The organism is Bradyrhizobium erythrophlei (genome assembly GCF_900142985.1).
Taxonomy (GTDB): Bacteria; Pseudomonadota; Alphaproteobacteria; order Rhizobiales; family Xanthobacteraceae; genus Bradyrhizobium; species Bradyrhizobium erythrophlei_B.
Genome location: NZ_LT670849.1, coordinates 6,315,978 through 6,341,066 on the forward strand (window position 1 = coordinate 6,315,978; position 25,089 = coordinate 6,341,066).

The 25,089-nt window shown below is 59.7% G+C and carries 26 protein-coding genes, 1 tRNA gene and 3 pseudogenes; 15 read left to right on the top strand and 15 right to left on the bottom strand.

The annotated features are described in order from the left end of the window. Positions 1-7: 7 nt before the first annotated feature. Positions 8-721, bottom strand: coding sequence for a lipoyl(octanoyl) transferase LipB (lipB, locus tag BUA38_RS30250; protein WP_072823786.1), 714 nt, complete (start codon positions 719-721; stop codon positions 8-10). A 67-nt stretch (positions 722-788) separates the two neighbouring features. On the opposite strand from lipB, the gene BUA38_RS30255 reads away from it, so the two are divergent. Both BUA38_RS30255 and BUA38_RS30260 read left to right on the top strand, forming a co-directional pair. Further along, positions 789-1,031, top strand: a complete 243-nt coding sequence (locus BUA38_RS30255; protein WP_072823788.1) for a FliM/FliN family flagellar motor switch protein — start codon at positions 789-791, stop codon at positions 1,029-1,031. Positions 1,032-1,146: 115 nt separating this feature from the next. Further along, positions 1,147-1,231, top strand: a tRNA-Leu gene (locus BUA38_RS30260). A 573-nt stretch (positions 1,232-1,804) separates the two neighbouring features. Here the strand turns inward: BUA38_RS30260 and BUA38_RS30265 are convergent. The 3 genes and pseudogenes from BUA38_RS30265 to BUA38_RS30275 all read right to left on the bottom strand — a co-directional run bounded on the left by BUA38_RS30265 (position 1,805) and on the right by BUA38_RS30275 (position 5,392). Continuing rightward, positions 1,805-3,034, bottom strand: coding sequence for an MFS transporter (locus BUA38_RS30265; RefSeq protein WP_072823789.1), 1,230 nt, complete (start codon positions 3,032-3,034; stop codon positions 1,805-1,807). A gap of 306 nt (positions 3,035-3,340) precedes the next feature. Next, positions 3,341-3,655: pseudogene (locus BUA38_RS30270) on the bottom strand (c-type cytochrome); the annotation flags it as partial. Positions 3,656-3,990: 335 nt separating this feature from the next. Next, positions 3,991-5,392 (bottom strand): annotated as a pseudogene (locus BUA38_RS30275) (NAD(P)/FAD-dependent oxidoreductase). A gap of 503 nt (positions 5,393-5,895) precedes the next feature. On the opposite strand from BUA38_RS30275, the gene BUA38_RS30285 reads away from it, so the two are divergent. After that, a complete protein-coding gene (locus tag BUA38_RS30285; RefSeq protein WP_197685885.1) occupies positions 5,896-6,930 on the top strand; it encodes an Rv1681 family radical SAM protein in 1,035 nt (344 codons plus the stop codon). A 17-nt stretch (positions 6,931-6,947) separates the two neighbouring features. Here the strand turns inward: BUA38_RS30285 and BUA38_RS30290 are convergent, their stop codons facing one another. Together BUA38_RS30290 and BUA38_RS30295 are read right to left on the bottom strand one after the other, a co-directional pair. Continuing rightward, on the bottom strand, positions 6,948-7,793 hold the full coding sequence (locus tag BUA38_RS30290; protein WP_083587839.1) for a phosphate/phosphite/phosphonate ABC transporter substrate-binding protein: 846 nt from the start codon (positions 7,791-7,793) through the stop codon (positions 6,948-6,950). A 22-nt stretch (positions 7,794-7,815) separates the two neighbouring features. Then, a complete protein-coding gene (locus BUA38_RS30295) occupies positions 7,816-8,961 on the bottom strand; it encodes an acyl-CoA dehydrogenase family protein (protein ID WP_072823799.1) in 1,146 nt (381 codons plus the stop codon). Between the two features lie 302 nt (positions 8,962-9,263). Here BUA38_RS30295 and BUA38_RS30300 point away from each other — a divergent pair, with 302 nt between their 5' ends. From BUA38_RS30300 to BUA38_RS30320, 5 genes are read left to right on the top strand one after another with little or no spacing between them, the layout of a single operon-like run. Continuing rightward, positions 9,264-10,076, top strand: coding sequence for a nucleoside phosphorylase (locus BUA38_RS30300; protein ID WP_072823801.1), 813 nt, complete (start codon positions 9,264-9,266; stop codon positions 10,074-10,076). Next, the gene (locus BUA38_RS30305) at positions 10,073-10,777 is read left to right on the top strand and encodes a TIGR04282 family arsenosugar biosynthesis glycosyltransferase (protein WP_072823803.1); all 705 of its coding nucleotides are present in this window, start codon (positions 10,073-10,075) and stop codon (positions 10,775-10,777) included. Before BUA38_RS30300 ends, BUA38_RS30305 begins: the two co-directional genes overlap by 4 nt. Further along, entirely contained in the window at positions 10,774-12,084 is a 1,311-nt protein-coding gene (locus BUA38_RS30310; RefSeq protein WP_072823805.1) for a glycosyltransferase 87 family protein, read from the top strand. The genes BUA38_RS30305 and BUA38_RS30310 overlap by 4 nt, the downstream gene beginning before the upstream one ends. Then, the gene (locus BUA38_RS30315; RefSeq protein ID WP_072823807.1) at positions 12,081-13,160 is read left to right on the top strand and encodes a radical SAM/SPASM domain-containing protein; all 1,080 of its coding nucleotides are present in this window, start codon (positions 12,081-12,083) and stop codon (positions 13,158-13,160) included. The genes BUA38_RS30310 and BUA38_RS30315 overlap by 4 nt, the downstream gene beginning before the upstream one ends. Before the next feature lie 5 nt (positions 13,161-13,165). Next, the gene (locus BUA38_RS30320; protein WP_072826550.1) at positions 13,166-13,879 is read left to right on the top strand and encodes a glycosyltransferase family 2 protein; all 714 of its coding nucleotides are present in this window, start codon (positions 13,166-13,168) and stop codon (positions 13,877-13,879) included. On the opposite strand, the gene BUA38_RS30325 is transcribed toward BUA38_RS30320, so the two are convergent. From BUA38_RS30325 to BUA38_RS30335, 3 genes are all read right to left on the bottom strand, one after another. Then, complete coding sequence (locus BUA38_RS30325) at positions 13,880-14,632, bottom strand: class I SAM-dependent methyltransferase (RefSeq protein WP_425304933.1); 753 nt, start codon at positions 14,630-14,632, stop codon at positions 13,880-13,882. It lies immediately after the preceding gene. A 3-nt stretch (positions 14,633-14,635) separates the two neighbouring features. Further along, positions 14,636-15,289 carry a hypothetical protein gene (locus tag BUA38_RS30330; RefSeq protein WP_072823809.1) on the bottom strand — a complete coding sequence of 218 codons (654 nt, stop codon included), beginning with the start codon at positions 15,287-15,289 and terminating at the stop codon, positions 14,636-14,638. Positions 15,290-15,414: 125 nt separating this feature from the next. Then, positions 15,415-16,158: a hypothetical protein gene (locus BUA38_RS30335; protein ID WP_156898803.1), complete on the bottom strand. Its 744-nt coding sequence runs from the start codon at positions 16,156-16,158 to the stop codon at positions 15,415-15,417. Positions 16,159-16,469: 311 nt separating this feature from the next. Here BUA38_RS30335 and BUA38_RS38885 point away from each other — a divergent pair. Further along, positions 16,470-16,517: pseudogene (locus BUA38_RS38885) on the top strand (hypothetical protein); the annotation flags it as partial. A 23-nt stretch (positions 16,518-16,540) separates the two neighbouring features. Here BUA38_RS38885 and BUA38_RS30345 read toward each other — a convergent pair. Next, positions 16,541-17,176 (bottom strand): TetR/AcrR family transcriptional regulator, encoded by a 636-nt coding sequence (locus BUA38_RS30345; protein WP_072823811.1) that lies wholly within the window; start codon positions 17,174-17,176, stop codon positions 16,541-16,543. Positions 17,177-17,398: 222 nt separating this feature from the next. On the opposite strand from BUA38_RS30345, the gene BUA38_RS30350 reads away from it, so the two are divergent. The 6 genes from BUA38_RS30350 to BUA38_RS30375 all read left to right on the top strand — a co-directional run bounded on the left by BUA38_RS30350 (position 17,399) and on the right by BUA38_RS30375 (position 21,558). Then, positions 17,399-18,337 (top strand): alpha/beta fold hydrolase, encoded by a 939-nt coding sequence (locus BUA38_RS30350; RefSeq protein ID WP_072823813.1) that lies wholly within the window; start codon positions 17,399-17,401, stop codon positions 18,335-18,337. Continuing rightward, complete coding sequence (locus BUA38_RS30355; protein WP_072823815.1) at positions 18,330-18,731, top strand: hypothetical protein; 402 nt, start codon at positions 18,330-18,332, stop codon at positions 18,729-18,731. Before BUA38_RS30350 ends, BUA38_RS30355 begins: the two co-directional genes overlap by 8 nt. A gap of 207 nt (positions 18,732-18,938) precedes the next feature. Continuing rightward, positions 18,939-19,646: a glutathione S-transferase family protein gene (locus BUA38_RS30360; RefSeq protein WP_072823817.1), complete on the top strand. Its 708-nt coding sequence runs from the start codon at positions 18,939-18,941 to the stop codon at positions 19,644-19,646. Between the two features lie 44 nt (positions 19,647-19,690). Next, positions 19,691-20,497, top strand: a complete 807-nt coding sequence (locus BUA38_RS30365) for an SDR family NAD(P)-dependent oxidoreductase (protein ID WP_072823819.1) — start codon at positions 19,691-19,693, stop codon at positions 20,495-20,497. A gap of 68 nt (positions 20,498-20,565) precedes the next feature. Next, entirely contained in the window at positions 20,566-20,868 is a 303-nt protein-coding gene (locus BUA38_RS30370) for a putative quinol monooxygenase (protein ID WP_072823821.1), read from the top strand. Positions 20,869-20,937: 69 nt separating this feature from the next. Further along, on the top strand, positions 20,938-21,558 hold the full coding sequence (locus BUA38_RS30375; RefSeq protein WP_072823823.1) for a glutathione S-transferase family protein: 621 nt from the start codon (positions 20,938-20,940) through the stop codon (positions 21,556-21,558). 12 nt (positions 21,559-21,570) lie between these two features. Here the strand turns inward: BUA38_RS30375 and BUA38_RS30380 are convergent, their stop codons facing one another. From BUA38_RS30380 to BUA38_RS30400, 5 genes are all read right to left on the bottom strand, one after another. After that, on the bottom strand, positions 21,571-22,323 hold the full coding sequence (locus BUA38_RS30380; RefSeq protein WP_172806117.1) for a 2-keto-4-pentenoate hydratase: 753 nt from the start codon (positions 22,321-22,323) through the stop codon (positions 21,571-21,573). A gap of 169 nt (positions 22,324-22,492) precedes the next feature. Continuing rightward, positions 22,493-22,924: a CBS domain-containing protein gene (locus BUA38_RS30385; RefSeq protein ID WP_072823825.1), complete on the bottom strand. Its 432-nt coding sequence runs from the start codon at positions 22,922-22,924 to the stop codon at positions 22,493-22,495. Positions 22,925-23,017: 93 nt separating this feature from the next. Next, on the bottom strand, positions 23,018-23,506 hold the full coding sequence (locus BUA38_RS30390; protein ID WP_072826554.1) for a DUF417 family protein: 489 nt from the start codon (positions 23,504-23,506) through the stop codon (positions 23,018-23,020). A 226-nt stretch (positions 23,507-23,732) separates the two neighbouring features. After that, entirely contained in the window at positions 23,733-24,371 is a 639-nt protein-coding gene (locus BUA38_RS30395; RefSeq protein WP_072823827.1) for an NrsF family protein, read from the bottom strand. Next, the gene (locus BUA38_RS30400) at positions 24,361-24,867 is read right to left on the bottom strand and encodes a sigma-70 family RNA polymerase sigma factor (RefSeq protein WP_072826555.1); all 507 of its coding nucleotides are present in this window, start codon (positions 24,865-24,867) and stop codon (positions 24,361-24,363) included. The genes BUA38_RS30395 and BUA38_RS30400 overlap by 11 nt, the downstream gene beginning before the upstream one ends. Positions 24,868-25,089 lie beyond the last annotated feature (222 nt).

Consider the following 25,089-nt stretch of genomic DNA (forward strand, 5'->3'; position numbering starts at 1 on the left):
GTGAAGTTCAGATCGTTTCCGGCTGGCGCTCGAACACGTCCTCGAACGCCTGCCGGAGCGCAATGTCGACATCCGGCGTCGATGGCGTGAGGCCGAGATCGGCCAGGCTGGTGACGCCGTAGCGCGGGTCGGTCACGCCGCAGGCGACAATGCCCTGGAAATGGTTGAGCTCCGGCTCGACATTGATCGAGATGCCGTGGAAAGACACCCATCGTCGCAATCGCACGCCGATGGCGGCGATCTTGTCTTCGAAGCCATTTCCCTTGTCCGGCCGGGCCACCCAGACGCCGACGCGGTCCTCGCGCCGTTCGCCGCGGACGTTGAACGCCGCCAGTGCCCGGATGATCCACTCCTCGAGGCTTGCGACATAGGCGCGGACGTCGGGCCTGCGCCGCTTCAGGTCGAGCATCACGTAGGCAACGCGCTGGCCGGGGCCATGATAGGTGAGCTGCCCACCGCGGCCGCTCTGGAAGATGGGAAAGCGGGGATCGAGGAGGTCAGCCGTCTTGCCGCTGGTGCCGGACGTGTAGAGCGGAGGATGCTCCAAAAGCCACACCAGTTCGCCTGCGCGGCCGGCGGCGATATCGGCCACGCGTGATTCCATCGCGGTGACGGCCTCAGGGTATGGAATCGCCTGGTCCGAGATCAACCACTCCACCGCAGCGCTGCCCGGAGCGCGTGCGAAGGCCGTTAAATTGAGGTTTTGGCGGTCGTTAACCATCGGCTAACCATAACGTGGTGATCTCAACTTACGCAATTTTGCGTTCGTCTGTGCGGTAGCTTGTCCAGTGCCAACTCTCGATAAAGTCAGCGTCGATCTCATGGTGGTTCTGGGAACCACGACGATGCCGATTCACCAGGTCATGCGCCTCAGCCGGGGCGCCATTATCGAACTCGACGCCACCGAGGCGGACGAAGTCAAGATCCTGGCCAACGCGCTGCCGGTAGCGTCGGGCGTCGTGCTCGTCGATCGCAACCGGATCGCTGTCGAAGTCAAGCAAATGCTGCCGAAGACCATCGGTACACGCTGAAGTAGCGCTCCCGCAAATCGTGGAATCCCGGTATTCCTGCCTTGTACCCCCATTGCCGATTTGTTACATCGGCGCCGTTGGCGCGCTGGCGCGCCGACGTTATGCCTTTCTTCTAGCGCTCGTGGCGGAATTGGTAGACGCGCTGCCTTGAGGTGGCAGTGAGTAACATCGTGGGGGTTCGAGTCCCTCCGAGCGCACCAATGGCAATAACTCATTGATGCGAAAGGGTTTCGCGATTTTCTACTCCCACTATGTTACTCTCAAGGGTGTTACTACTCGGTTCTCCACATCTCCCGCTGCTTGATCGCGCGTCTTAGTCTAGTGCTTGCTCTCCTGGTCGTTGCATCTCTATTTGAAACAACTCTCTCCGCAGGAAAACCACCATTTGCCCACGAGAGGGCAGTGGCGTAGCCCTGCGTAGAAATCGGCGGGCTCGTATTCTGATCCGCCAGCGCTACGCGATCTCCCAAGCAGCCCATTCATAATGACATGTGGGAATGGCGCTGCCCGGCCCGACTGTGTCCCTGAGCAGGTCCACTGCCTCATGCTGACGTCGCTCAATCTAAACATGTCAATGTCTCTCCATGTGCGTCCAGCATTTGCTGCTGTAGTTATCGCATCACTATTGAACCAAGGCCGAGCAAAGCTGAATCGCGATTTTCTTGCGAGCGGGCGGTAGCGTAGCCCAGAAATCGGCGGTGTTTATTCTTTCGTCCATGGTCGCCGCGCGGTCTCCAAAAGGACTTCGCGTAATGGAGGCTATGGAAAGCGGCCTAGGCCGCGACAGCCTTTGCCTTCGTAAACGCAATACCCTTGGCTTCTGTGCCAACCGCGGTGAGTACCGCGATGACGATCGCGACCAAGCCAGCCACGGCCGCAAGCGCGAGACCGTAGTTCCCGCCGAAATGTGAGGCGATGCCGGCCTGAAGCGTCGCATTTATCGATGCAAGTAGGTTGCCCAGTTGATACACAAAGCCGGGGAACGTTCCGCGGGCATTTTCTGGCGACAACTCGTTCAGATGCACGGGTATGACACCCCATGCGCCTTGTACAGTGAACTGCATGAGGAACGCGCCGACCGCGAGCAGCGCGGGACTATCCGAGAACGCCCAAAGCGGGATCACCGGCAGGGAGAGGAGGGCTGCCACGACGATGCAGCGACGTCTTCCGAAACGCTCCGACAGTGTGCCGAAGAGAATGCCGCCGCAGATGGCGCCAATATTATAAATCACTGCGATGATACCGACTGCCTGCGGAGACAGCTTGTGTTCGACCTCCAGGAACGTCGGATAGAGATCCTGCGTACCGTGGCTAAAGAAATTGAACGCCGTCATGAGTACGACAGCGTAGATACCGAGACGCCAGTGCGATTTCAGGACTGTCAATGTGTCGCCGCTCTCAACAGCTGCCTCTTTGCTGAAACTTGGCGATTCCGGCACATTGCGACGGATGTATAGGACGAGCAGGGCGGGAATCACGCCGACCATGAACATGCCGCGCCACCCGATGTAAGGGAATAGGACGCCATAGACGATCGACGCCATGAAGTATCCGGCAGGATAGCCGGATTGCAGCAGGCCCGAGACGAAGCCACGAGCATGAGGCGGAATGCTCTCCATTGTCAGCGATGCCCCGACACCCCATTCGCCACCCATGGCGACACCATAGAGGGCGCGTAGGATGATAAATATTGTCAAGTTCGGAGAAAAACCCGACGCGAATTCGAGGATTGAATAAAGCGCGATATCGATCATCAGCGTTGGCCGACGGCCCCAGCGGTCGGCGGCACGCCCAAATATGAAAGCCCCTATAGGGCGCATCGCCAAGGTCAGCAGAATAGCCAGTGTGACGTTTGAAATATCCGTCTGGAACTCAGCGGAAATATCCTTCAATACGAACACCAGCAGGAAGAAATCGAAGGCGTCCAGCGACCATCCCAGAAAGCTGGCCGCCACGACGTGTTTTTGTTCGGTGGTCCAACCTGACAACGCCTCAATGGCCATTGGTGCACCCCAAAACAGAGAAAAAGCACAGCTGTGTCTGTCTGGTAGTTGATTATAGGGGTAATCGATAGCAAGCGAATAGAACGTTCTTGAAACGCACGATATCTGCGGATTTCCATCGAACCCCAGCTGTCTTCTAAACGATGCGCTGGCGGCGGTGGTTGTTAGGCCAAGGGGCCTATAGCGTGCGCGGTGTGGGCGCCTATGGAACCATCGTTTCGAACTGGAGGACTCACCATCGAGCTCTTCGAGCCGCTGCCCGTTCGAACAGTAATCCGTCTGCGTGTTGCCGAAACTTTCTGACGATCAAGGATGTTGCATCTCCGCCGGGATAGCCAACTCCTTGATTGCTTCGCGAATAGGTTGGAATGGACCGAACTTGTGCTGTTCAGGGTCGAGACCGTCGGCGTACGGCCCGTAGGGCACGTCAACGGGTTTCTGGAGCCTTTTGGGGAAATCGTGATCAAGCTGCGCTTTGTGACGTCGCGGCTGTGAATCAATGAAGGCCGCTACATCCCAGGCATCTGTCGTAGACAGAGCTGGACTCCGCCATGTCGTACCGTTCGGCATGTTATTGTGGATGAAGTTTGCGGCATTGATCAGCCGGATCATCCCCGCGCCGCTCGCTGCGTCGCTCCAAACGATTTCGATCATGCGATCGACCATCATTCCCGATTTCACCCGGCCCGTGCCACAGGCGGCATCTTCAGAAGCGGTTTCCGCCGTTCTCGATTCAAAGTCGGCGGACAGCAGTAGCGATCCGGTAGCCGAGAAAGAGCCCCTTAGGGGCACTTGGGGGGCACCATCTACGTGAAATGTGTGACGGCGCGCTGCACGTCGAGTTGGACCCACTTGCCTATCACCGCGGCTTCGGCCGCAGCGACCTCGGCCTAGCGTGCAAAGAAGTAGGATGTTTGCCCCTTAGCCGACTTCTTTGGCTATACGCACGAGGTCCGTTAACGGGGTAAAGCGGGCGTCCCGCCCTGGGCGGGCGAACGAGCATCGCGACCATCGCTCCCGGCCACTTTATCGTTGTGAAGTTCCCGATGAGGTTTGGAGTCGCCTCGCTCGGCGGGCATCTTTGGATTTTTAAAGAGCGGGTCGAGATCAGTGATAATTCGCGCGCCACGCCCAAAAGTCAGATAAGCCCAGAACCATTGCGCGGCGACAAGCATCGGCGCTCGGACACCGATCAGAAAGTATATATGCGCGATACCCCAAAGCCACCAGGCGAGACCGCCTATCAGCTTCACGCGTCCAAAATCCTCGATTGCGGAGTGACGCCCGATAGTAGCGAGATTACCCCGATGCCGATATCGGAACGGTGCCGGCTTGTCCGTGCCAAAAGCAGCAGCCTTGATAACGTCGGCGACATAGCGTCCGCCCTGCTTGGCGGCCGGTGCGAGACCCGGAACCTTAAGGTTTTCCTTCCAGGCGATGGCCGCCGCATCGCCGATAACAAAGACGTCGGGATGGCCCGGCAACGACAAGTCAGGTTCGACCTCGATCCGTCCCGTTTGATCTGCGTCGACAGGAAGCCAACTCTTAAGGTTGGGGACGGTGACGCCTGCCGCCCAAATTATTGTCGCGCTAGGAACCAGCACTTGACCGACAAGCGCGCCTTGATTGCCACGAACTTCAACTCTCTCGTTCAATCGCACTTCAACCCCTAGCCGCTCAAGCTCTCGTTTTGCGTAGGTCGACAGCGTCGGGGGAAATGCGCGAAGCAGGCGATCGGCCGCCTCGACGAGGATCACGCGGGCCGCGCCGGGATCGATATTTCGGAAGTCGCGGGCGAGGGTAAATCTTGCGAGTTCGGCAATCGCGCCCGCCATCTCGACGCCGGTGGGGCCGCCACCGACGATCACGAACGTGAGCTGGCGTCGCCGTTCCTCCTCAGTCATGCCAACTTCAGCCAGTTCGAATGCAAGAAGAATACGCTTTCTGATTTCAGTAGCGTCGACAATCCGCTTCAATCCTGGTGCATCTGTGGCCCATTCGCCGTGGCCGAAGTAGGAATGGTAGGAACCGGTTGCGAGAATGAGGTGATCATAATTGAGAGGGGCGATCAGATTTGACCTCGCGCTTCTTCAGATCGATACCTTCGACTCTTCCCAGCACAACTCGAACGTTTTTGTGTCTCGCAAATATGTTGCGGATGGGCCAGGCGACATCAGCCGGCGACAGCGCAGCTGTGGCGACCTGGTAGAGTAGTGGCTGGAAAAGGTGATAGTTGCGCTGATCGATGACGGTGACGTCGATGGGTTGGTCGGCGAGACGCTTGGCCGCGGCAAGTCCGCCGAAACCGGCACCAACGATCACGACGTGTGCACGACGGTGTGAGGTATTCTTCAACATTGCATCAACCCTGTCATACCAACTTGTTGTTGGCCTCAATTCGCCTGACCCGTGTAAGCAGCACGTATGTGACTGGCGTTAGAGGCTCGTGCCTGAACTACGTGCTCGCTGCGCCGCTTGTTACCAAATCCGGTCGTTGGCAAAATCGATCCTGCGAGCAGCGCAGATCGTCGTGAGTGGATGCGGCGGCGCTGGGGCGGCTGACGGAAGCTGGCACAAAGCGGAACAGAGCCGCTGAAGTAGTCGCAGCGTACAAAGGCGGCGATGACGACGAGCCTCATTACGCCGCCGATCGGGAAACAGGGTTCAGAGTGCTGCGATGGAAAATGGCGCGAGGGCTATTTTCCTCGTTCTCACACGTTACGGCAATCCACGCATGATCTCTTGATCTGCTGCGGAAAGCCACCGGTCCATACATCAGGGCCAAAGCCCAACGTTGGTTCACCCAACTTTCGCTCTGAAGGCCGTCTTGGAATCCTTAACGCAGGAACTATAGTACAGGCATGATGACGCACGCGGACGTTGAGGTTGACGCCGGGAAGAAGACGTTTGCCTCCGGTCTATTACCAGATTTGATAGAGGCGCTACGGCGTTGCCGCAAAGGCAACCTTGTTGCTATCACCAGTAGCGATCCGAGCATCGGGCCCGACATCGAGGCATGGTGCCTGTTCACCCGCAACAGTCTGGTCGATATATCGGTCGAGGCAGGGCGTACGCGGTGGCTGCTCCGGCATGGTGAAGCGCCAGCGAATGTCGGCGAAGATCGGCCGGTCGGTTCTCGTCTGTGGCTTTACACCAACTTCGACTGCAATCTGAGTTGCGACTATTGCTGTGTCCGCTCCTCGCCCAGGGCGCCGCGCCGCGCGCTCGGCCTGGAGCGCGTGCAAAGGATCGCGAGCGAAGCTGCTATGCTCGGCGTCAAGGAGATTTTCGTGACTGGCGGCGAGCCCTTCATGCTGCCCGACATCGGCGAGATTATTGCCGCCTGCGCCGCGGTGGCGCCGGTCACCGTCCTTACCAACGGCATGCTGTTTGGCGGGCGCCGGCTGCAAACGCTACGCGCATTCCCGCGCGAGCGTGTCACCTTTCAGATCAGTCTCGACAGTCCGACGCCGGATCGCCATGATCAGCATCGCGGCAAGGGAACGTGGGGTCGTGCCTGGAAGGGAATCGAGCTCGTGCGCGCTGAAGGCTTCCGCGTGCGACTGGCGGCGACCGTGTCAACGGATGAAGAGGCCGAGGAGTTTTCCCGCTTCCTTCACGCGCATCGCGTCAGCAAAGAGGATCGGGTGATACGGCGGATTGCGCTGCGCGGCACTGCAACTGAAGGCATCGCCTTGGCAAGAGTGGACCTCGTTCCGGAAGTGACGATTACGGCTGAGGGCGTGTTCTGGCATCCGGTCGGAGCCGAGGATGACGATCTCCTGGTTCGCACTGAGATCTTTCCGCTCGCTGAATCGTTCGAGGCGGTTCGCCGCGCCTTCGACCGCGAGCATGAGCACCAGCAGCGGCTGGCAAAGATATTTAACTGCGCTTGATGATCGCGTGGCGACTTCTAAACTGCGGGCCGCTGCAAAAAGCCCTGCTGCGAAGATGCGTCTCGCAAGCTCGCATAAGCGTCGAGCTGCGGTGCGATCCATTGCCGCAATCCCTCCGCCTCAAGCACGGGACGGTGAATCGGGTTGTCGAAACTCATGGTGAACAGCGCCTTGGCGAAGGCGCGCTCCAAGGCAGGATCCAGATCGGAACGCGCTGTGAACATGCAATGATTGAATGGCGGCGAGGTCCAGATCTCGGTAAGCGCACCTTCCGGCACCAGACGTCCGCTCCGCACCGCGTTCCAAAACGGGCTGCCGATGGCGCCGGCGTCGACGCGACCGTCGAGCACGGCGCGAACAACATCGGATTCGCTGGTGCCGGTGTCGCCGTGCTTGCCAAGGTCTGTATTGAAGCGAAGCGATTCGTAGTCCTTCCCTTCGACCAGTCCCTCGCGGTCGAGAAAATACACCGGCAGGATGGCCGCGTGTCCGCTGTCGCGGCTACCGAGCGCGAGCGTGCGGCCTTTGAGATCGGCAAGCTTGGCCACGGGCCCGCCAGTGACCGCGACGATCTTGGTCATCCAGCCCACATCCGTATCGCGCATCGCAATCGGGCGGCATCGCCGGTTGCTCCAAAAGTCGGCTTGAACAAACGCGAGATTGGTATTCCAGCCGATGTCGATGCGCGGTTGTGCATCGCCAGACTCTGCAAGGAGGGCAGCGACCTGCGCCTCGTAGCTTTGAAACAGCACCACCTCGACTGGCACATGCGCTTCATCGTGAAAATATCGCCGCATCCCCTCCCAGATACTGACCACCTTCGGATCGTAGGCGACGGCACCAACCCAGATCGTCCGGCTCATGATCGCTCCTCGCTTTTGCGGGTCAGAACAATGGAATGCCCAATAAAGCCTTGCCGATGAACTCGCGCAATACGTCGCCGGTTGGCGCCATCACGACACCCGCATGGGCATCGCGGAACAAACGCTCGATAGCCATGTGCCTGGAGAACGCGGCACCTCCGCACGCCCGCATCGCTACCGACGTGACGGCAATTGCAACATCGCCCGCGGCCGCCTTGCTCTCAAGCACACGCAGTACAGTGGTCTCGCGCGGGCGCTCGAGATGATCGACGAGATCGTCGATGCGTGCGGCAAGACCGTCGGTGTCGATTTGCATCGTCGCAAGCTGAGCGCGAAGCGTCGGCAGGCTCTCGCCGAGCGTTGCGCCCAGATGTTCGAAACGCGCGGTTTTCAAGTGCGTCACAGTTCCCGCGACCGCCGCACGGCTGAGCCCGAGCGCGACCGCGGATGTTCCGAGGTTGAACAGCGGAAGCACGACCTCCAGCATTGCCTTGAAGCCGGCGCCGTCGTCGGTCAATTGGAAGCCGGGCTCGACCTCGCAATCCTCGAGGGTCATCGGCGCGGACGCGTTGGCGCGCATGCCAAAACCGTCCCAGGGGCCGGCAACAGACAATCCTGGCTTATTGCTGGCCACAAGATAAAGCGTGGAGTCTGTCGGACCTTTCCCGTCCGGCGCCAAGGCCGAGACGACATAGCTTTGCGCGTGGCCGGCGCTCGTCACCCAGGATTTCTTTGCTGTGATGCGCACATTGGCGCCATTGCGCTTGCCGCGCGAGACCGGCGCCCAGAAATGACTGCGCGATCCGGCCTCGCTGAACGCCAGTGTGGAGAGGTGCCGGCCGGCCGCGATATCCTTGAGCGTCGGCGCGACGGTCGCGCCCGCGCGCGCCGATGCGATCGTCGCCGTCGCGCAAATATGCATCAAATAAACCATCGCAGTAGAAGCGTCCGCTTCCGCTAGCGTTGCAACGACCGCGGCGAGCGTTCGCGGTCCGAGGCCCGAGCCGCCGATGTCGGCTGGCAGCGTGATCGCCAGCAATCCGCTTGAGCCGAGCGCGGCGATGGCCTCGGAGGAAAATCGCGCATCCTTGTCGTTTTGCCTGGCTGCCGGTACGAGAATACGATCGGCTATGTCCTTGGCTCTTGAAACTGCGGTCTCATGATCCATGACGGCCCCTCAAAATTGGCGTTGGAAATTTCAAACCCGCACTTTTGCGAGGTCGATGCTAGGTGATCCACAGCTGCAGATCAACACAAGCGGATCGTTTGTGACAAATCTGCGCCTCACCGATGGCGGGTAGCGGCGTGGAATACGGGTCAGTCGTCCCCGCTCAAATACGTTGTCGAAGGCTGACTTGTTGCGGCTCAAATTATGTTTTCTTGACGCCGGGCCATGACTGGCCGGCGCTTGCCCGCCATCCCCGAGAACGGTACCAATGATGCCCACGGCTCAACGAGGTTCGACTGGAAATGGCTGCAAGTGACGTTGGGGTCCCGCCCATCCTCGCGCAAAAGCACTATGCGCAGCCCTCCGCCTTCACGCCGGATAATCTGCTGCGCGAAGCGCGCCGGCAAAAGCGGATCGCGCCGTCCAGCATTCCCGAGATCTGCATCCTCGATCCTGACGGCGACATCTTGCGCAGCCTGCTCGGGCGCGGCGAGGCGCGGCTGGAAAAGGGATGGGCCTGCTATCACACGCAGCTCTATTCGTTCAGTCGCGGCGGAATCGACTTTGGAATAGTCGGCTGCGCCGTCGGTGCTTCATTTGCGGTGCTGATCGCCGAGGAAATGTTTGCATCGGGCTGCAAGTTGCTGATTAGCGTGACGTCCTCGGGCCAGATCGTGCCGCTCGGCCCGCCGCCCTATTTCATCCTCATCGACCGCGCGTTGCGCGATGAGGGCACCAGCTATCATTACGCGCCACCGTCGGATTACTCGTACGCGGATGCTGGATTGATCGCGGCGCTCGACGGAGCCTTTGCGGAATTTCCGGTACCGGTTCTGACAGGTGCGACCTGGACCACCGACGCGCCGTTTCGCGAGACGCAAGCGGCCATCGATGCGATGGCCAAACAAAATCTGATGGCGGTGGAGATGGAGGCCGCCGCCCTTTATGCCTTTGCGCACGTCCGGCAAAAGCCTGTGCTGTGCTTTGCTCATGTCACCAATCAAATGGGACGCGTCGACAGTGATTTTGAAAAGGGCGAGGCCGATGGCAGCCGCGATGCGCTGCAGCTGATCACGATCGCCGCGGATCGCCTGCGTTCGCGGGTCCTGCCGTGAAAGGCGCGGCGATCGGGATCATATGCAAGGCGCCACTCCCTGGCCGCTCGAAGACGCGGCTTGCAACGGCGATCGGGATCGATGCCGCGTCACAACTGTCGGCCTGCTTTTTGCGCGACGTCGCCGCCGCCATCGACGCGGTCCCGAAGAGCCTCGGCCGACGCGGCTATGGCGTCTATGCGCCCGCGGGGACCGAGCACGTCATGCGCGAACTGCTTCCGAACAATTTCGGGCTTCTGTTGCAGGCGGGCGAGGATCTCGGCGAGGTGCTGCTTGGCGCATCGCGCGCTCTGCTCGATGCCGGGCATGATTGCGTCCTGCTGGTGAATGGCGACAGCCCGACCCTGCCGACCCGCTTCCTGGTGCAGGCGATCGAAGCCTTGCGCGAGCCGGGCGACCGGATGGTGCTCGGGCCCGCCAGCGACGGCGGTTACTACCTCATCGGCCTGAAATCTCCGCATCAGCGACTGTTTACGCAGATCGCATGGGGAACGAATACCGTGGCGCGCGCCACGTGCGCGCGCGCGGACGAAATCGGGCTAGCCACGACGCTGCTGCCGGAATGGTACGATATCGACGACGTCGAAACGCTGCGCTGGCTGCAGGAGGAACTGGCCGGGCGTTCACGGCGCTTTCGCGCCGGGGGATTTGCCCCGGCAAGCCGGGCGTTTCTCAATGATGCGCCGGAGCTCAACCTGTGAGTCCGCTCGCGAGGTTGACCGGCATTGCCGCCGCTTTGATCGTTCTGACCTCGGTCACACCTTTTGCTTTCAGGACTCTTGGCGACAATGCCTACATAGCGCTGACCACCGTCGCGGCTCTCTTTACAATCGTCGCCACGCGTCTTGCCGAGCGCGCGCCACTTGATCGTGCGCTGTGGCTTATCTTTTTGGTCGCGCTCCTGCTTCGTGGCTACGTGCTGCTGTTCGATCCGCTGCTATCGAGCGATATTTATCGCTACATCTGGGACGGCAGGGTCCAGGCCGCCGGCATCAATCCGTATCGCTATTTTCCCGCCGATCCGGCACTGGCGTCCCTGCGCGACGCGGCTATCTTCCCGCACATCAACCGGGTCGGTACGGCCGCCACCATCTATCCCCCGGTCGCGCAATTCTTCTTTTTGATTGTCACGCGGTTCGGCGAAAGCGTCACCGCGATGCGGCTCGCTATGCTCGCTTGCGAGGCTGTTATCGTCGTGCTGATCATGCTGTTCCTCCGGCGCATGGAGCAGCCGGTGACGCGCGTGGTCGCCTATCTCTGGCATCCGCTTCCGATCTGGGAGATCGCCAATGGTGGCCATGTCGACGCGCTGATGGTCGCGCTGATGCTGTCCGGCCTCTGGGTTGCGTTATCCGGAAAGGCGCTGCGTGGCGCCGCCTTGATTGCGTTATCGGCACTGGTCAAGCCGTACGTGGCCCCGGTGCTGGCCGGCATCTGGCGCCCGTGGGACCTCAAGATGCCACCCGTCGTCGTCGCCATCGCTGTGCTCTGTTATCTGCCGTATCTGTCCGTCGGCTCGGGTGTGTTCGGTTATCTGACCAAAGGCTATCTGACTGAAGAGGGAATCAACGCCGGCTACGAGCTCTGGTTGCTCGCACTCTGGCGGTTGGTGTTCGGTGAACATCATGGCGATGTCACGGTCTACATGGTGCTGGCTACGCTCATTCTGCTATGCTCGGCATTGGCCGTGGCTTTCCGTTCCGATCGCAGCATCGAAACTAGCCTCGGGAGCATCAATGTGCTGCTGCTCCTCACTCTTCTGTTGTTGTCGCCGAACTATCCCTGGTACTTTCTACTTGTCACGCCGTTTGTTGCCCTGTGCGGTTCCCCGCCAAGCTGGGTCGTCTCGATCGCAGCACTTATGCTGTCCGAGCAACTGGACTGGGATTTCTACATTCCGCGAATAGTGACAAAATCGGTTCTGTTCGGAGGTCTCTTGCTGGCCTGGGCCTTGGCGGCCTGGACTAGGGGCCGGTCAAAGACCGCAAATGTGGGACTGCTGCAATGAGCGTTTCCGGCCAACCGCCAGGCACGCGCACCCCCTTCGATCCGCGCCGCTATCATGAGCAGGTCACCGCCGAGCGCACCGACGTCGCGGAGCGTCCGCCAGTTTGCCTCTATCTGGAAGTGACCAACCGCTGCAACCTGCTCTGCACCACTTGCCCGCGCACCTACGAAGAACTCGAGCCGCCGGCGGACATGGACTGGGAGCTGTTCACCTCGATCGTCGACCAGGCTCCGGACCTGGCGCGCGCGGTGCTGCATGGCGTAGGCGAGCCGATGCTGGTCGCCGACCTGCCGCGGATGGTGAGATATCTCAAGGATCGCGGCGTCTACGTGCTGTTCAACACCAACGGCACTGTGCTCAGCGTGCGCAATGGCCGTGCGCTGATCGATGCGCGCCTCGATGAGCTCAGGGTGTCGCTCGACGCGTCAAACCGCGAGAGTTTCAAGGCGATCCGCGGCCGCGACTACTTCAACCGCATCGTCCGCAATGTGCGCGCGTTTCGCGAATTGCAGGAGCGCGAAGGACACGCAAAGCCGCAGGTCTCGGTTTGGCTCACCGGCCTGAAGGATACGATCGAGGAGTTGCCGGCCTTTGTGCAGGTCGTGGCGGAGGCCGGCGTCAAGGAAGTCTATCTGCAACGGCTGGTGTTCTTTGATGAAGCCACCGTCGGCAAAGCGAAGCCGGACCAGGCGCTGTTCGAACGGCTGACAAAGGAAGAGGCGGCCTATCTACAGCACGCCGAGGACTTGGCGCGCTCGCTGGGTATCACCTTCAGCGCCTCGGGTGCGGCAAGCGAGCCGGGGCTGAGCCTGAAGGCAAGCGGTGACGGTTCGCCTTGGTCGTTGTGCCGACGGCCGTGGTCGTTGATGTATTTCACGGCCAACGGCCGTGCGCTGCCGTGCTGCATCGCGCCGTTCTCACAGCATGGCTACGAGAATTACACACTCGGCCAAGCGGGGCAGCAGTCGTTGCCGGAGATCTGGAACGGACCTGCCTATCGGGAATTTCGTGCGGCGCTGCTGTCGGACAAGCCACCCAAAGCTTGCGCCAATTGCGGCCTGCGCTGGAGCCTGTGACCGAGGTGAGCCACTCGCCCGTCGTCTCAGCGATCATTCCCTGTCTCGACGAGGAGACGGCGATCGGCCAGGTCGTGACCGTGGTACTGGCGCAGAATGTCAGCGAGGTCGTCGTTGTCGATGGCGGCTCAAAGGACTGCACGGTTGAGCGGGCAACGGAAGCCGGCGCGCGCGTCGTCGTCGAGCCGCAGCGCGGCTATGGCCGCGCCATTCAGGCCGGCATCGCCGCCGTGCGCGACGATGCCGACATTCTCGTCTTCCTCGATGGCGATGGCAGCGATCCTGGCGAATTCATCCCGGCTCTCGTCGCGCCCATCGCTGCCGACCAGGCCGTCTTCGTGCTTGGCTCGCGTGTGCGGGGAATCCGCGAGCCCGGCAGCCTCGCGCCGCAGCAGTTGCTTGCAGGTTATGTCGGCGGGCTGTTGCTGCGGCTCTTCTATGGCGCGCGTTTCACCGACCTCTCGCCATTTCGCGCGATCCGGCGGGATGCCCTCAAAAGCCTCGGCATGAAGGAAGAGACGTTCGGCTGGAACCTGGAAATGCTGATGCGCGTTGCGGCCGCGCGTTTGCCTGTGCTGGAGATCGCTGTCGGGCAGCGCAGGCGGATCGGCGGTGTCTCAAAAGTCTCGGGCAACCTCACAGCCGGCCTCAAGGCGGCTTGGTCGATCTCGACCACATTCATCCGCCTTGCGCTTGCCCTGCGGCGCCAGCAGGTCTGATCAGCGCGCCGCGGCGCTATTTTCGCAGGCGACGATGTCCTTTGGAGATTTTCGCGTAGCCGGGTCAGGCGGCGAGAATACCGCCAGATATCCGCCGTCGCCGGCGAGCTGATAGGTAGCGATCTCGCGATAGCCGACCGCGGCGAGTTCGCAACGCAATAGTTCGATCGGTGTGCCGTGCTCCGGTGTCGGTCGCTCCTGATCGACAATGCCGATGCGCGCGCTCGGTTTGAGCGCCGGCGCAAGATTGTAGAGAAAGGCGTAGGGCTGCGCGATCTCGTGATACATGTGCACAAGGATCGCGGCATCAAGTGATGAGGCAGGCAGACGCGGATCGTGCGGTTCGCCGAGCGCGAGCTTCACGTTGCTCAACTTGAGCTGCTCGATTCGCTTGGCAAGCGCGGCGAGATAGTCCGGCGTCACATCCTCCGCAATGACAGTGCCGGTCGGGCCGACGCGCGGCGACAGGCGCACGGTGTGATAGCCGCTTCCGGCGCCGATGTCGGCGACCGTCATACCCGGCTTGATCTTGAGAAGGCGCCCAATCTCGCCGTCCTCATTCAAGGCGTCGCGGCGAACTTCGGCCGAACGGCTCGGGCTGACGATCGGCGCCACCGGGCGCCGCGGCGTTGGGAACTCATCTGCCGGAATTCCCGCTGGCGCCAGGTAACCGACTTCGGTCGCCGATGTGCTCGTCACCGCTATTGCAGCAACGAGCGCCGCTGCGCCGGCCGTCTTGCGTCTCGCGATCACCCGCTAGCCCGCGACGTGGAAAAACCACCCGATCAGCCCCTTGCCATCGCGCACGTCAGCTGCGTTGCGGCGAAGCCAGCCATCAAGGCCGAGACTGCGGCCGGCGGCCCCGATCGAGAACAGGAACATCAGCACGGCCAGGAACATGTAGGTCCACGGCCATTCCGAGGAATTATCGTAAAGTCCGAGCCAGAGTTGCAGCGTATAGGCAATGGCGAGCACGCCGACGAAGCGCACCGCAAGTCCCAGCATCAGCGATCCTGCAAACACCAGTTCGGCGAGAAAAACAATCGGCCCGAAGATCGACATGTGAGTCAACACGATAGCTTTCAGAAAGTCGCGATGAAACTGGAATGCAGCGTTGGTCGACTCCTGCTCGGTCCAGTATTGCAGGCCGCCGGAAAAGGGCAGCGGCAGCTTCCACAACATGCCCTGGAACCACATGCAGCCGATCAGCATGCGAGCGAACCAGACGCCGAGATTGCGGCCGGTCCGTTGCGTCGGATCCTCCTGCCAGTTCTTGAACGCCACCACCGTTCCGAGGATCAACAGCGCGTAGAATAGCGCCAGCACCAGAAAGCGCCACTCTCCCAGTTTTTGAAAATCGCCGGTGTTCGCCGTCAGGAACGTCCAAGCATCGCTAAAGGGATTGGCCATGAGTGCATGCTCCAAGAAATCGATTGGTTATGCTGCTGTGTTCGTTGAGCGGGCGTGCCGCACGATCTTCAGGCGGCACGCCCTTAGGCTACTACGCGCGAGAGGCAGCGTGTATTACGCGGCCATCACTGCGCGTTGATCCACTTGTCCGATCCCGACAGCTTGACCGACACCTCCGTGAAGAACAGCCGGAAGTCTTTGCCGTCGATCTTGCCATGATGATCCATTGCGATCGTGAGCGGGCCGGCTTTCTTGTAATCGGTATAATCCGCCATCACGAGATGGGGCGGGGGAGTGGGCGCGCCGCGGTGGTAGACGATCTGCTGGATTTTCTTGTCGGCGCCGACATAGAGGTCCCAGGTATCGCCAGGCTGATAGCCGGCGTCAGGATATTTCACCGAGACCTTCTGCGCGGATCCTTCACTGAGCGGAAGCTTCTGCATGCCTTCGTCAGTCCCGGCCACGCCGTCCCATGCGATGCGGATCGCAAGGATCAGCCAATATTGATCATTCATGAACATTGGATCGAGCGCTTTGACGGCATCGCTCTGCTTGTCGAGATCCGAGCGCTTGTAGGTCGCCTTGACCTCTTTGCCGTCCTTGTCCTTGCCGTCATAGGAGACGGTGTCTGTCTTGGGGCTCCATTCCCAACTGCGGGCAATCTTGCCGATCGGTGAATCGACATTCCAAGTGTATCGAATGCCATCGATTTGGCTAAATGAATCAAGGCCATAGACTTTGGCAATGTCGATCGTCGAAGAGCTCTGCTGCGCCTGCGACGGCGCTGGCAGAAGCAGTAGCATGCCGAGCGCCAGCAGGATCGCATGGGCTCTCGCGTCGCGGCGCACCTGCGTAACAAAGCAGCTCATATGTGGCTCCCTCGGGTTGTTGATCCGTCGGCCTCGACCGGACCGCGGCCCGGTTCTGGCAGGACGTTCCCTTATAACTCTGGAAATTGCCTGTTGTGTGTTTTAGATGCGCTGATCCCCGAAATGGATCAAAAGACGAATTAGATAATGGAGACAGCGAGTTCGCATTCTTTGGCGAAAGCGGACGTCTGATCCAGCTATGGCAGGGTCTCGCCGGCTGATCGGGGGGGCCGAAAAAGCGAAGTCAGTTCGGAAACTGATAAGGATTTCGTACTGGGCTGGTCCGCTTCTCGTTCTTCCCCGAGGCGGGCATGTCCAATCGAAAGATCGCCGCGGAAATTGTTATTGCGGAACCGACCGTCATCACCCACCGCAACAGCGCTTACGCTCGTATGGGGGTAGCGTACCGCGACCTGCGGCGTCGCACGGACGGCGCGCTATCTAATAATTCGACTACCGGGCGCAAAAGTCCCTCGAGCAGCTTGCGCTCGGGGCGAACGCGCGCCAGCACACGAATACCGAGCAGAATGCCCAGAAGCGACTTGGAAAGATCTTCGGCTGAATGCGCTTTAGTGATGGTGCCATCTCTCTGACCATTGCTGACACACCGAAGGAAGAACCTCTCCACCTCATCGAGAAAGGCGGCGACGATATCGAGGAATTCAGCATCGTACGGAGCACTCTCGATTGCTGAGTTCACCAGCATGCAGCCGCGGCGCTGCTTGTCAGTAAGCGAGCGCTTGACGATTTCTTGCAGGAACGCGACGATAGCGTCGCGAGGGGGTAGCTTTGGCTCTATTCGGTTGATGCGCTCGCGGAAGGTCTGATCCAGATATCGGTTCAGCGCCCGAGCGTATAACGAGCGTTTGTCGCCAAAAGCGTTGTAAAGGCTCGCGCCGGCGATGTTCATTTCGTCGGCTAGATCGCGCACAGACGTCGCCTCGTAACCGCGCTGCCAGAATTTCTCGATGGCAGCGTCCAGCACCGCAGCTTCGTCGAACTCGCGTGGCCTCGCCATAGTCGCAGGTCTCCTTCGCCATCCAGCCCTCAGCGGCCGCAACGCAACTGCATAGCATTCGGGACGGTCGCCTGACAATTGCTGAGGTTCCCTAAAGCCCACCATCGGACCAGATCAGCTCGAACACGGCAATTCGTGGCTTTCATTCTAGATCGTTCGATTTATAATTAAGACGACATCGCGCCATAAGAGAACAACCAGTTGAAATTGGTGGAGGGAACTATGACCGCCCAGTCAGAAAGCGCGCTCGCTGCGACCTTGCGTGATCGATGGCCCTATTCACCGCATTATGCAAACGTCAACGGCTGGCGCATGCACTACATCGATGAAGGGAAGGGGGACCCTGTGGTGCTGCTCCACGGCAATCCGACTTGGGGGTTCCTCTACCGTGACATGATCGGGCCCCTTGTCAGTTCGGGGCGCCGGGTGATCGTGCCCGATATGATTGGATTTGGCCTGTCGGAAAAGCCGACCCGCGAACAGGCCCATTGTCTCGATGGACACATAGCCAATCTGACGGCGCTCATGCGTCAGCTCGACCTCACGCGGATCACGCTGGTCTGCCACGATTGGGGCGGGCCGACCGGGCTCTCATTCGCGATGAGCAATCCTGCTCGCGTTCGTGCGCTCACCATCATGAGCACTTGGGCATGGCCTTCGCCGCCGGCAGAATTTCACACCCGGATTTTTCCATGGCGCATGATGCACGCCCCGTTGGTCGGCCCCTATCTCCTGGGAAATCATGGCGCGCTCGCTGGACGCGGCGTTTACCTCTCCGTGGTCGATCGAGAGCGTTTTGCGCGTGCGGCACAGGCGGCCTATGAGACCGTCCTGCCGGATCCGGCGACGCGACTTCTGACCTGGGTTTGGCCACGCTGGATTCCGCTCGATGAGAACGCGCGGGCCTTTGAGCGGTTCAAATGGTTGGAGCAGAAACTATCTTCCTCCAAGCTTCCGACTTTGATCATCTGGGGCAGAGAAGACGAGGTTTTCGATGCCTCGACATTCGCCAGTCGCTTCAAGCAGCTGCTACCTCATGCCGAGGGACCCCATCTCGTCACTGGCAGGCATTTCCTGCAAGAGGACTCGGCTCCCGAGATCGCCGGGCTGATCACCTCATTTCTCGGTCGCCTTGACGGGAATGGAGGTAAGCATGACTGAAGTTGCCCCCATCAAGACGCCGAGCCTCGAAGGAAAGCGGCTTTCCTTCGCCTTGGCAGAAGACCGCCTGGCGCACTATCCCGAGTTCCGCGATTTTTTCGTCCGAACGTTTGATCTGGACCGAAAGGGACTGAGCGAACCTGGATACGTGCGCGCTCCGTCGGGAAATGCCTATGCCTTGATTTTCATCGGCAGGAGCGGAACTCCCTTTCCGTCAGGTCTGGAGATCCATGCCATCGTGGATGCCATCGAACCGATCGATGGGGATGTACTGGACCGCGATCTCTGGTCGATTCTGCGATGGATGATTGACGGCGTCGGCGTCCCCTGGACCGTTGAGGATTTTGACCGAACCGGACGCCTGTATCGGGTTCCGGCGGCTCCATCAGGCTGATGTGATCGCAACGGATGACTTTTGCACCAAAGCGGCTTGATTCATTCTAGATCACGTGATCTAAAAATAATCGGCCGTAACGATAGCTGACTGAATGAGCCCGGCCACAGTCGACAACCTCCGGGCTCAGCCCGACAGGGCCGGGCCCAACCCCTGGCGTATCGCTGGCTACCGCGTCCAATCAAAATGACAAAGGGGAGAAAGCCAATGATCCGCTTCTATTTCCACCCGACGCCCAACCCCGCGAAAGTCGCGCTGATGCTCGAAGAGGGCGGCCTGGTCTATCAGGTGGTCTCGGTTGATACGAGCAGAGGAGAGCAACATGCGGCGGCGTTTCGCGCCGTCAATCCGAACGGTAAGGTGCCTGCCATCGTCGACACCGACGGCCCAGGCGGAAAGGAAGCCAGGGTCTTCGATTCCACCGCGATCCTGCTTTACCTCGGCGAGAAGACCGGACGTCTGATGGGCTCGCCGGCGGACAAGCCGGAACTGCTGTCGTGGCTGCTCTTTATTGCGACGGGCATTGGGCCGTTCTCGGGACAGGCTGTGCATTTTCAGCATGCGGCTCCCGAAAAGCTGGTCTACGCGATCAACCGATACCGCCGGGAAGTCGAACGCCATTATGAGGTGCTCGATACCCATTTGAAAGGTCGCAAGTTCATCGTCGGCGAGGACTTCACCATCGCCGATATTTCCGCTTGGGGATGGTTGGAGCGAGCCCCACGCGTGCTGCCGGGTGAGGGTGGCCCTCTTGCAGCTTTCCCCAATATCGATCGCTGGTATCGCGCGATCGATGCACGCCCCGCCGCGGCAAGAGCCCGCGCCGTCGGAAAAGATCACGCCTTCAAAAAGGAGGTCGATGACGAGACGCGTCGCGCGCTCTTTCCATCCAACTACCCGAAGGTCGCCGGTTAGCATCAGCGAACAAATCGCGCAGGCAGATTATCGAGTGAGGTCAGATGATACTTAAGGAAAAAAAGGCGCTGATCACCGGCGGTTCCAGCGGCATCGGATTCGCGATCGCTGAAGCGATCCTTAGCAAAGGCGCAAAAGTCGCGATCACAGGCCGTCGGCCGGATGTCCTGGAAGAAGCTGCCAGACAGCTTCGTCAGGGAGGACGGAGCGTCGACGCCATTGCGGCGGATGTCAGCACGGATCAGGGGCGGGAGACGACGCTCAAGCTCGCGCTGGAGAAGCTTGGCGGCCTCGATATCCTCATCAACAATGCGGGTGGAGTGAGGGCCGGCCGGCTTGAGGACACCACGGAGGCCGAAATCAGGGCGATGATCGAGGTCGACCTGGTTGCACCGATCTTGTTGACGCGGGCGGCTTTGCCGGTGCTGCGGGCGAGCAAGGACGGCCTCGTTGTCAACGTCACCTCTGGCATCGCGCTTGTTGCGGCGCCCTTCTACGCGACCTACGCCGGCGTCAAAGGTGGTCTGGCGAAGTTCGGCGAGTCGCTTCGCCGGGAGCTGAAGGGCGAGGGGGTGCATGTCATGACGGTCTATCCCGGAGCGACCGATACGCCCATGATGCGCTCGTCGCGTGCGGGGCCAGAACTGGGCTTCACCCGTGAGCCGGCAAGCGCGGTCGCCGCCGCTGTCGTCGAGGGAATAGAGCAGGATGCCTACGAGGTCATCCGCGGCGGGGAGGCGCGGGCCAAGATGATCGCCTTGAACCGCGAGAATCCCGCGGCTCTCGACAACCGCTTCGTCGATCTGAAGTCAGCATTGGCTGAAGCGGTCCGCGATCATTCGGCACTGTAGCTGCGGAATAATATCCCTTCGCGAGGGTACGTGTTCGTGCAAACCCGCAAAGACCAAGGAGTTCGCTTGTGACCCATTTCGCACTTTATGTAGAGTTGAAGGCAAAGCCCGGTAAGGAAGAAGAAGTCGCGGCATTTCTTGCGAGTGCACGCTCTCTCGTCCTCGCCGAGGCAGGCACGGTCGCATGGTTCGCGGTACGCTTCGACAAGACGACGTTTGCGATCTTTGACGCATTCAATGATGAATCCGGACGGACCGCGCACTTAAACGGTGCGGTCGCCGCGGCACTTATGGCGAATGCGACTAATCTGCTGGCAGTTGCCCCCGAGATTCGCCAGCCAACCGTGCTGGCCGACAAGCTTCCTGCTTGACCTCGACTTCAACGTCAGTGATCCGCTCGTGGTTCTCGTACCCGAGCGGATCAACGAGGGTCAATCGAGATGCTGAAAATTTGGGGGCGAGCGAATTCCATCAATGTCCAGAAAGTCCTCTGGTGCTGTGGCGAACTCAGCTTGCAATATGATCGGGTCGATGCGGGTAACGAGTTCGGTGTTACCAAGACACCGCAATATCGTGTGCTGAACCCGAACGGACTCGTTCCCACGATCGAGGACGGCGATTTTCAACTCTGGGAATCGAACGTCATCGTGCGCTATCTCGCACAAACGAGGGGAGATGGCCGGCTCTGTCCAGCGGACATCAGGACACGGTTTGACGCGGAGCGCTGGATGGACTGGCAGGCCACCGTCTTTTGGCCGGCCTTGCGCCCACTGTTCATTGAACTGATCAGGACCCAACCCGCAAAACGAGATGCGAACGTCATCTCGAGAGCCGAAACCCTATCGCTCGCCGCCGCGCAGATCCTCAACGACCGTCTTTCCGATCATAGCTTTCTTGCCGGTGAGTCCTTTTCCATGGGGGATATTCCAGCCGCGACGACCGTTCATCGGTGGTATTCGCTGGATATCCATCACCCCAAACTGCCCAATCTCTATCGATGGTATCAGCTCATGAAAGAACGCGAGTCCTTTCGTGCGATCGTCATGACGCCTTTGAGTTAGCCCTTTGGTCTATTAATCAAATCGGCAATCAACGCAGTCTTTTCCGTCGATCGAGACGACCACATGGTCGCCGCCTTGAACAGGGTGCAGGCCAAGAGGCGTCCCTGCCAGCACGAGATCGCCGGGCTTCAAAGCCTCGCCGAAACGACGGAGGTCACTGCGAAGCCACTCGAGGGCTTCCGGAGCACCACCAGCCATGGCCCACAAGGTTCCAGTCTCCACGCTCACACCGTTGACGGAAATGGACAGGGTACGAGCGCTTGCCCAATCTTCGAGCGAGGCCGCCTTGAGATGCTCCGGGACGACCGCGCCGGCGTTGATGCCATTATTGCCGACGAGTTCGGCAAGCGTCTTCCGTGGGGCCCTGAATATGAGCTGGTGCAGCTCGATGACGGGAAAGGCCGCCGCGATCCCACCGTCAACCCCGATCCGTAACGCCATCTCGCCTTCGATCGCTGGATTGGCGTACGCCCGATGGCGAAGGGTAGCGCCGGAGCCGTGAATTTCGCTCCGAAAGAGGCGCGCATGGATCGGCCCGCTCATACCGAACTGTTCAACCACGCCGGAGCCGATGCAGCCGACCTTATATCCGGCCACCGCGTCGCCAGCAGCGCAACGCAGGTCAGCGAACTCCATTTGAATCTTGTAGGCTTCGTCCAGGGTCAGCGACATGTCCGGATCGGCGAACATGGTTCCTGGCGTGCCCCGCTGATAGTCGCGCCATTGCCGGCCGGCCAAGCTCCTCAAGGATGCAGGATCCATCATGCGCCGCCTTCCCATCGATCAGATTAGCCGGTATTTCGTAACGGCATCGCCGTTCCAGGCAAGGCCGTTGTCCGCCAGTCGCCCCGGAAGCCACATGAGCTCGAGATTGGGTCCGGCTTTCCGTCTAGCCGTCGACACGACCGAAGGCTGTGAGACGACGCCTGAGCCGTCAACGCGCGGCGTTGTAGACATCACGCAGGACGTTGGTCTCAAGCTCCAGATCCTCCAGCCGATGCTTGACCACATCGCCGGTGCTGACGATACCGGCTAGCTCTCCGCCGCGTAGTACCAGTATGTGGCGCATGTGATGCCGTGTCATCAGATTCATCGCGTGATTGACACTCTCGTCCGGAGATACGGTGGTCGCACCGTGTTGCATAATTTCCTTTACAGACATCGCCCCCGCCGTCTCGCCATAGCGAGAAAACGCATGAACGATTTCGCGTTCGGAAATGAGACCAACAACTGCGTTCCCGCTTGTCACGACGAGAGCGCCAATTCTCTCTGCGCGAAGCCGATCCGTCGCGCTCTTGATGCTGGCTTCCGGAGCTATCGTTGCGACGTCCGTGCCCTTTCGTCTCAGAATGCCTTCGATGGACATCGTCTCCTCCCATCATGTGGCCTGGCCGCTATCTCGGATGCAACCGTGCCGAAGTGGTGCGTAGTCGTCGTCGAAAACAGCATTGTGGAAGTCCTAGGCGGTTCGTGATTGGACAACAGACTGCGGCAAAGAGGCTAGGAACAACACTGCACAAACGCAAAGCAGCACGATGTCCTTGAATAAGAACTCGCCGGTCAAATTCCAGGCCATTGGGTCAGTTGACCAGCTCCATTTGACGACCCCTGGTGTCGTAAAGAAGAATGACCAAGTGATCGCGAAAGTGCCCACGCCCATCAGCGAACCGGCGGTTGACAAGATCGGGCTGAAAGCACCTGCCGCAAGCAGTGCCGCAGTAGCAAGCTCGACCACACCGAGGAAATACGCTTCTCCCCTGAAGCCGAATACCGATAACCACCAAACGAATGGACTGTTGCTGATGTACTGAACGATGCCTTGGGCCGACTGCAACGTGAACTTCTGCATGCCGAACGACACAAAGATGACAACCATGACCCAGCGGAGGATAGCCAGCAGGCGATAAGAGCCGCCTCCGCTCTCAGCAACATTGAAGGCTACTTTCATGTCGGTCAATTCCTCTCTCCTTGATTCAGATTTCAACATTTAGTTCGGGGCCGGTGATCGTTTGGTTACAACGACCGAACCGGAAAGCCGCTTTCGTTTAATCTAATCAGATCGGGCCGCATCGGCACCAAACGAGACGCCGGAGCAATCAGGTGTTCTCTGCGAGGCGTATGATATCGGCGCTCGGCCCGAAAAGAGGTCAGCGTGATCTTCGCCTGGGCAGGCTTTACCAATGAGCGATGTATCTCAATATCCGACGGCTACACATCAAAACGGCGCCACAGCCAATCGAATAAAAAAGGGCGATGTAGAACGGATCATCGATGGGACAAGCGAAGGTGAATATAAAGGCGCCCCACGCGGCGGCAGCCATTCCCGCAGTTGACGCAGTGCCTTCGAGATCGGTAGGGGCGCCTCGCCGAATCACCAGCGCCAGTCCGACTGTGAAAGGGATCGAAAGGAGAAAGATGTTGTAGATGCAGTGCAGTCCCTGCATGGGGTTGAGGCGCGACGCCGGGAGGGGAAGCCAATCTGGCATACAAAAAAGCCAACCCGACAAGAAGGACGTTGCAATCAAACCCAGGATGAATCGCAAGCTGCCGTTTGAAGTTCCGGTAGGATCAACGGACAAAATTGTAGCTATACCACCAACTGTGCCGATCAAGCCGAGACTGAGCAACTTCCACCAAAACGACGGCAGATAAATCGCGAATGCAATGTCAGGCCGGAACATTCTCGCGCCCAGGTACAAGCCCAACTCAATGACGACCAATATTATCAGTATGCGCGCTTCACCGAAGACGTTCCGCGGCCGCACCGGCTCAAGATCTCGAGACAGATGGTCTATTAGCGTTCTAGTCTGCATTTCGTCCAACTCGCAGGAATGAAATCAGCTTTTTGATGCCGCGATGAATATTCACCTTGACCAATTCGGCCGATTGGCCGCTGACCGCAGACGCTTCTTCGATACTTAGCCCTTGCAGCTTGACGAGCCTGATAACGTCGGACTGCGCAGGACTGAGCGTCGCCAATAGCTGGTCGATAGCTCGGGCGTTTTCTACGGCCTCGCCGTGGTCGGGTATGGGAAAATCATCATCCAGTGCTTCCGTGGCCTTCGTCTTTAGCGACCGCAGCAGATCAATCCATTTGTAACGCGCGATCGCCATCAGCCAGACTTCGAATGAGCGCGAAGGATCGTATGTATGTCGCTTTAGGTGGATAGCGACCAGAACTTCCTGAACAGTGTCGTCAATCATCGCCTGGGGCAGGCGTCGCGCATAGTAGGAGCGCAAGCGGATAGCAACCTGAGACAGCAGGCGATGGTACGCCTGCGAGTTCCCATTTTGAGCGGCAGCCATCATGGCGTCCCAGGGCCTCCAGCTTCCTTCCGAAGCGGACTTGTTCCCGAGAAGGTCATCATCTACCGCGCTCGGACCCTGATGCCGGAGCGCAACTACCGTGCTTGCCAAGGACCTCTCCATCCGAGGGTGTTACATGTAGTTCGGACGAGGAGGCTTAATAGTTACAATCGACGGTCGACGAAGGAGGCATCATGGCCGTAGGGAACACAGACTAGGTTATTT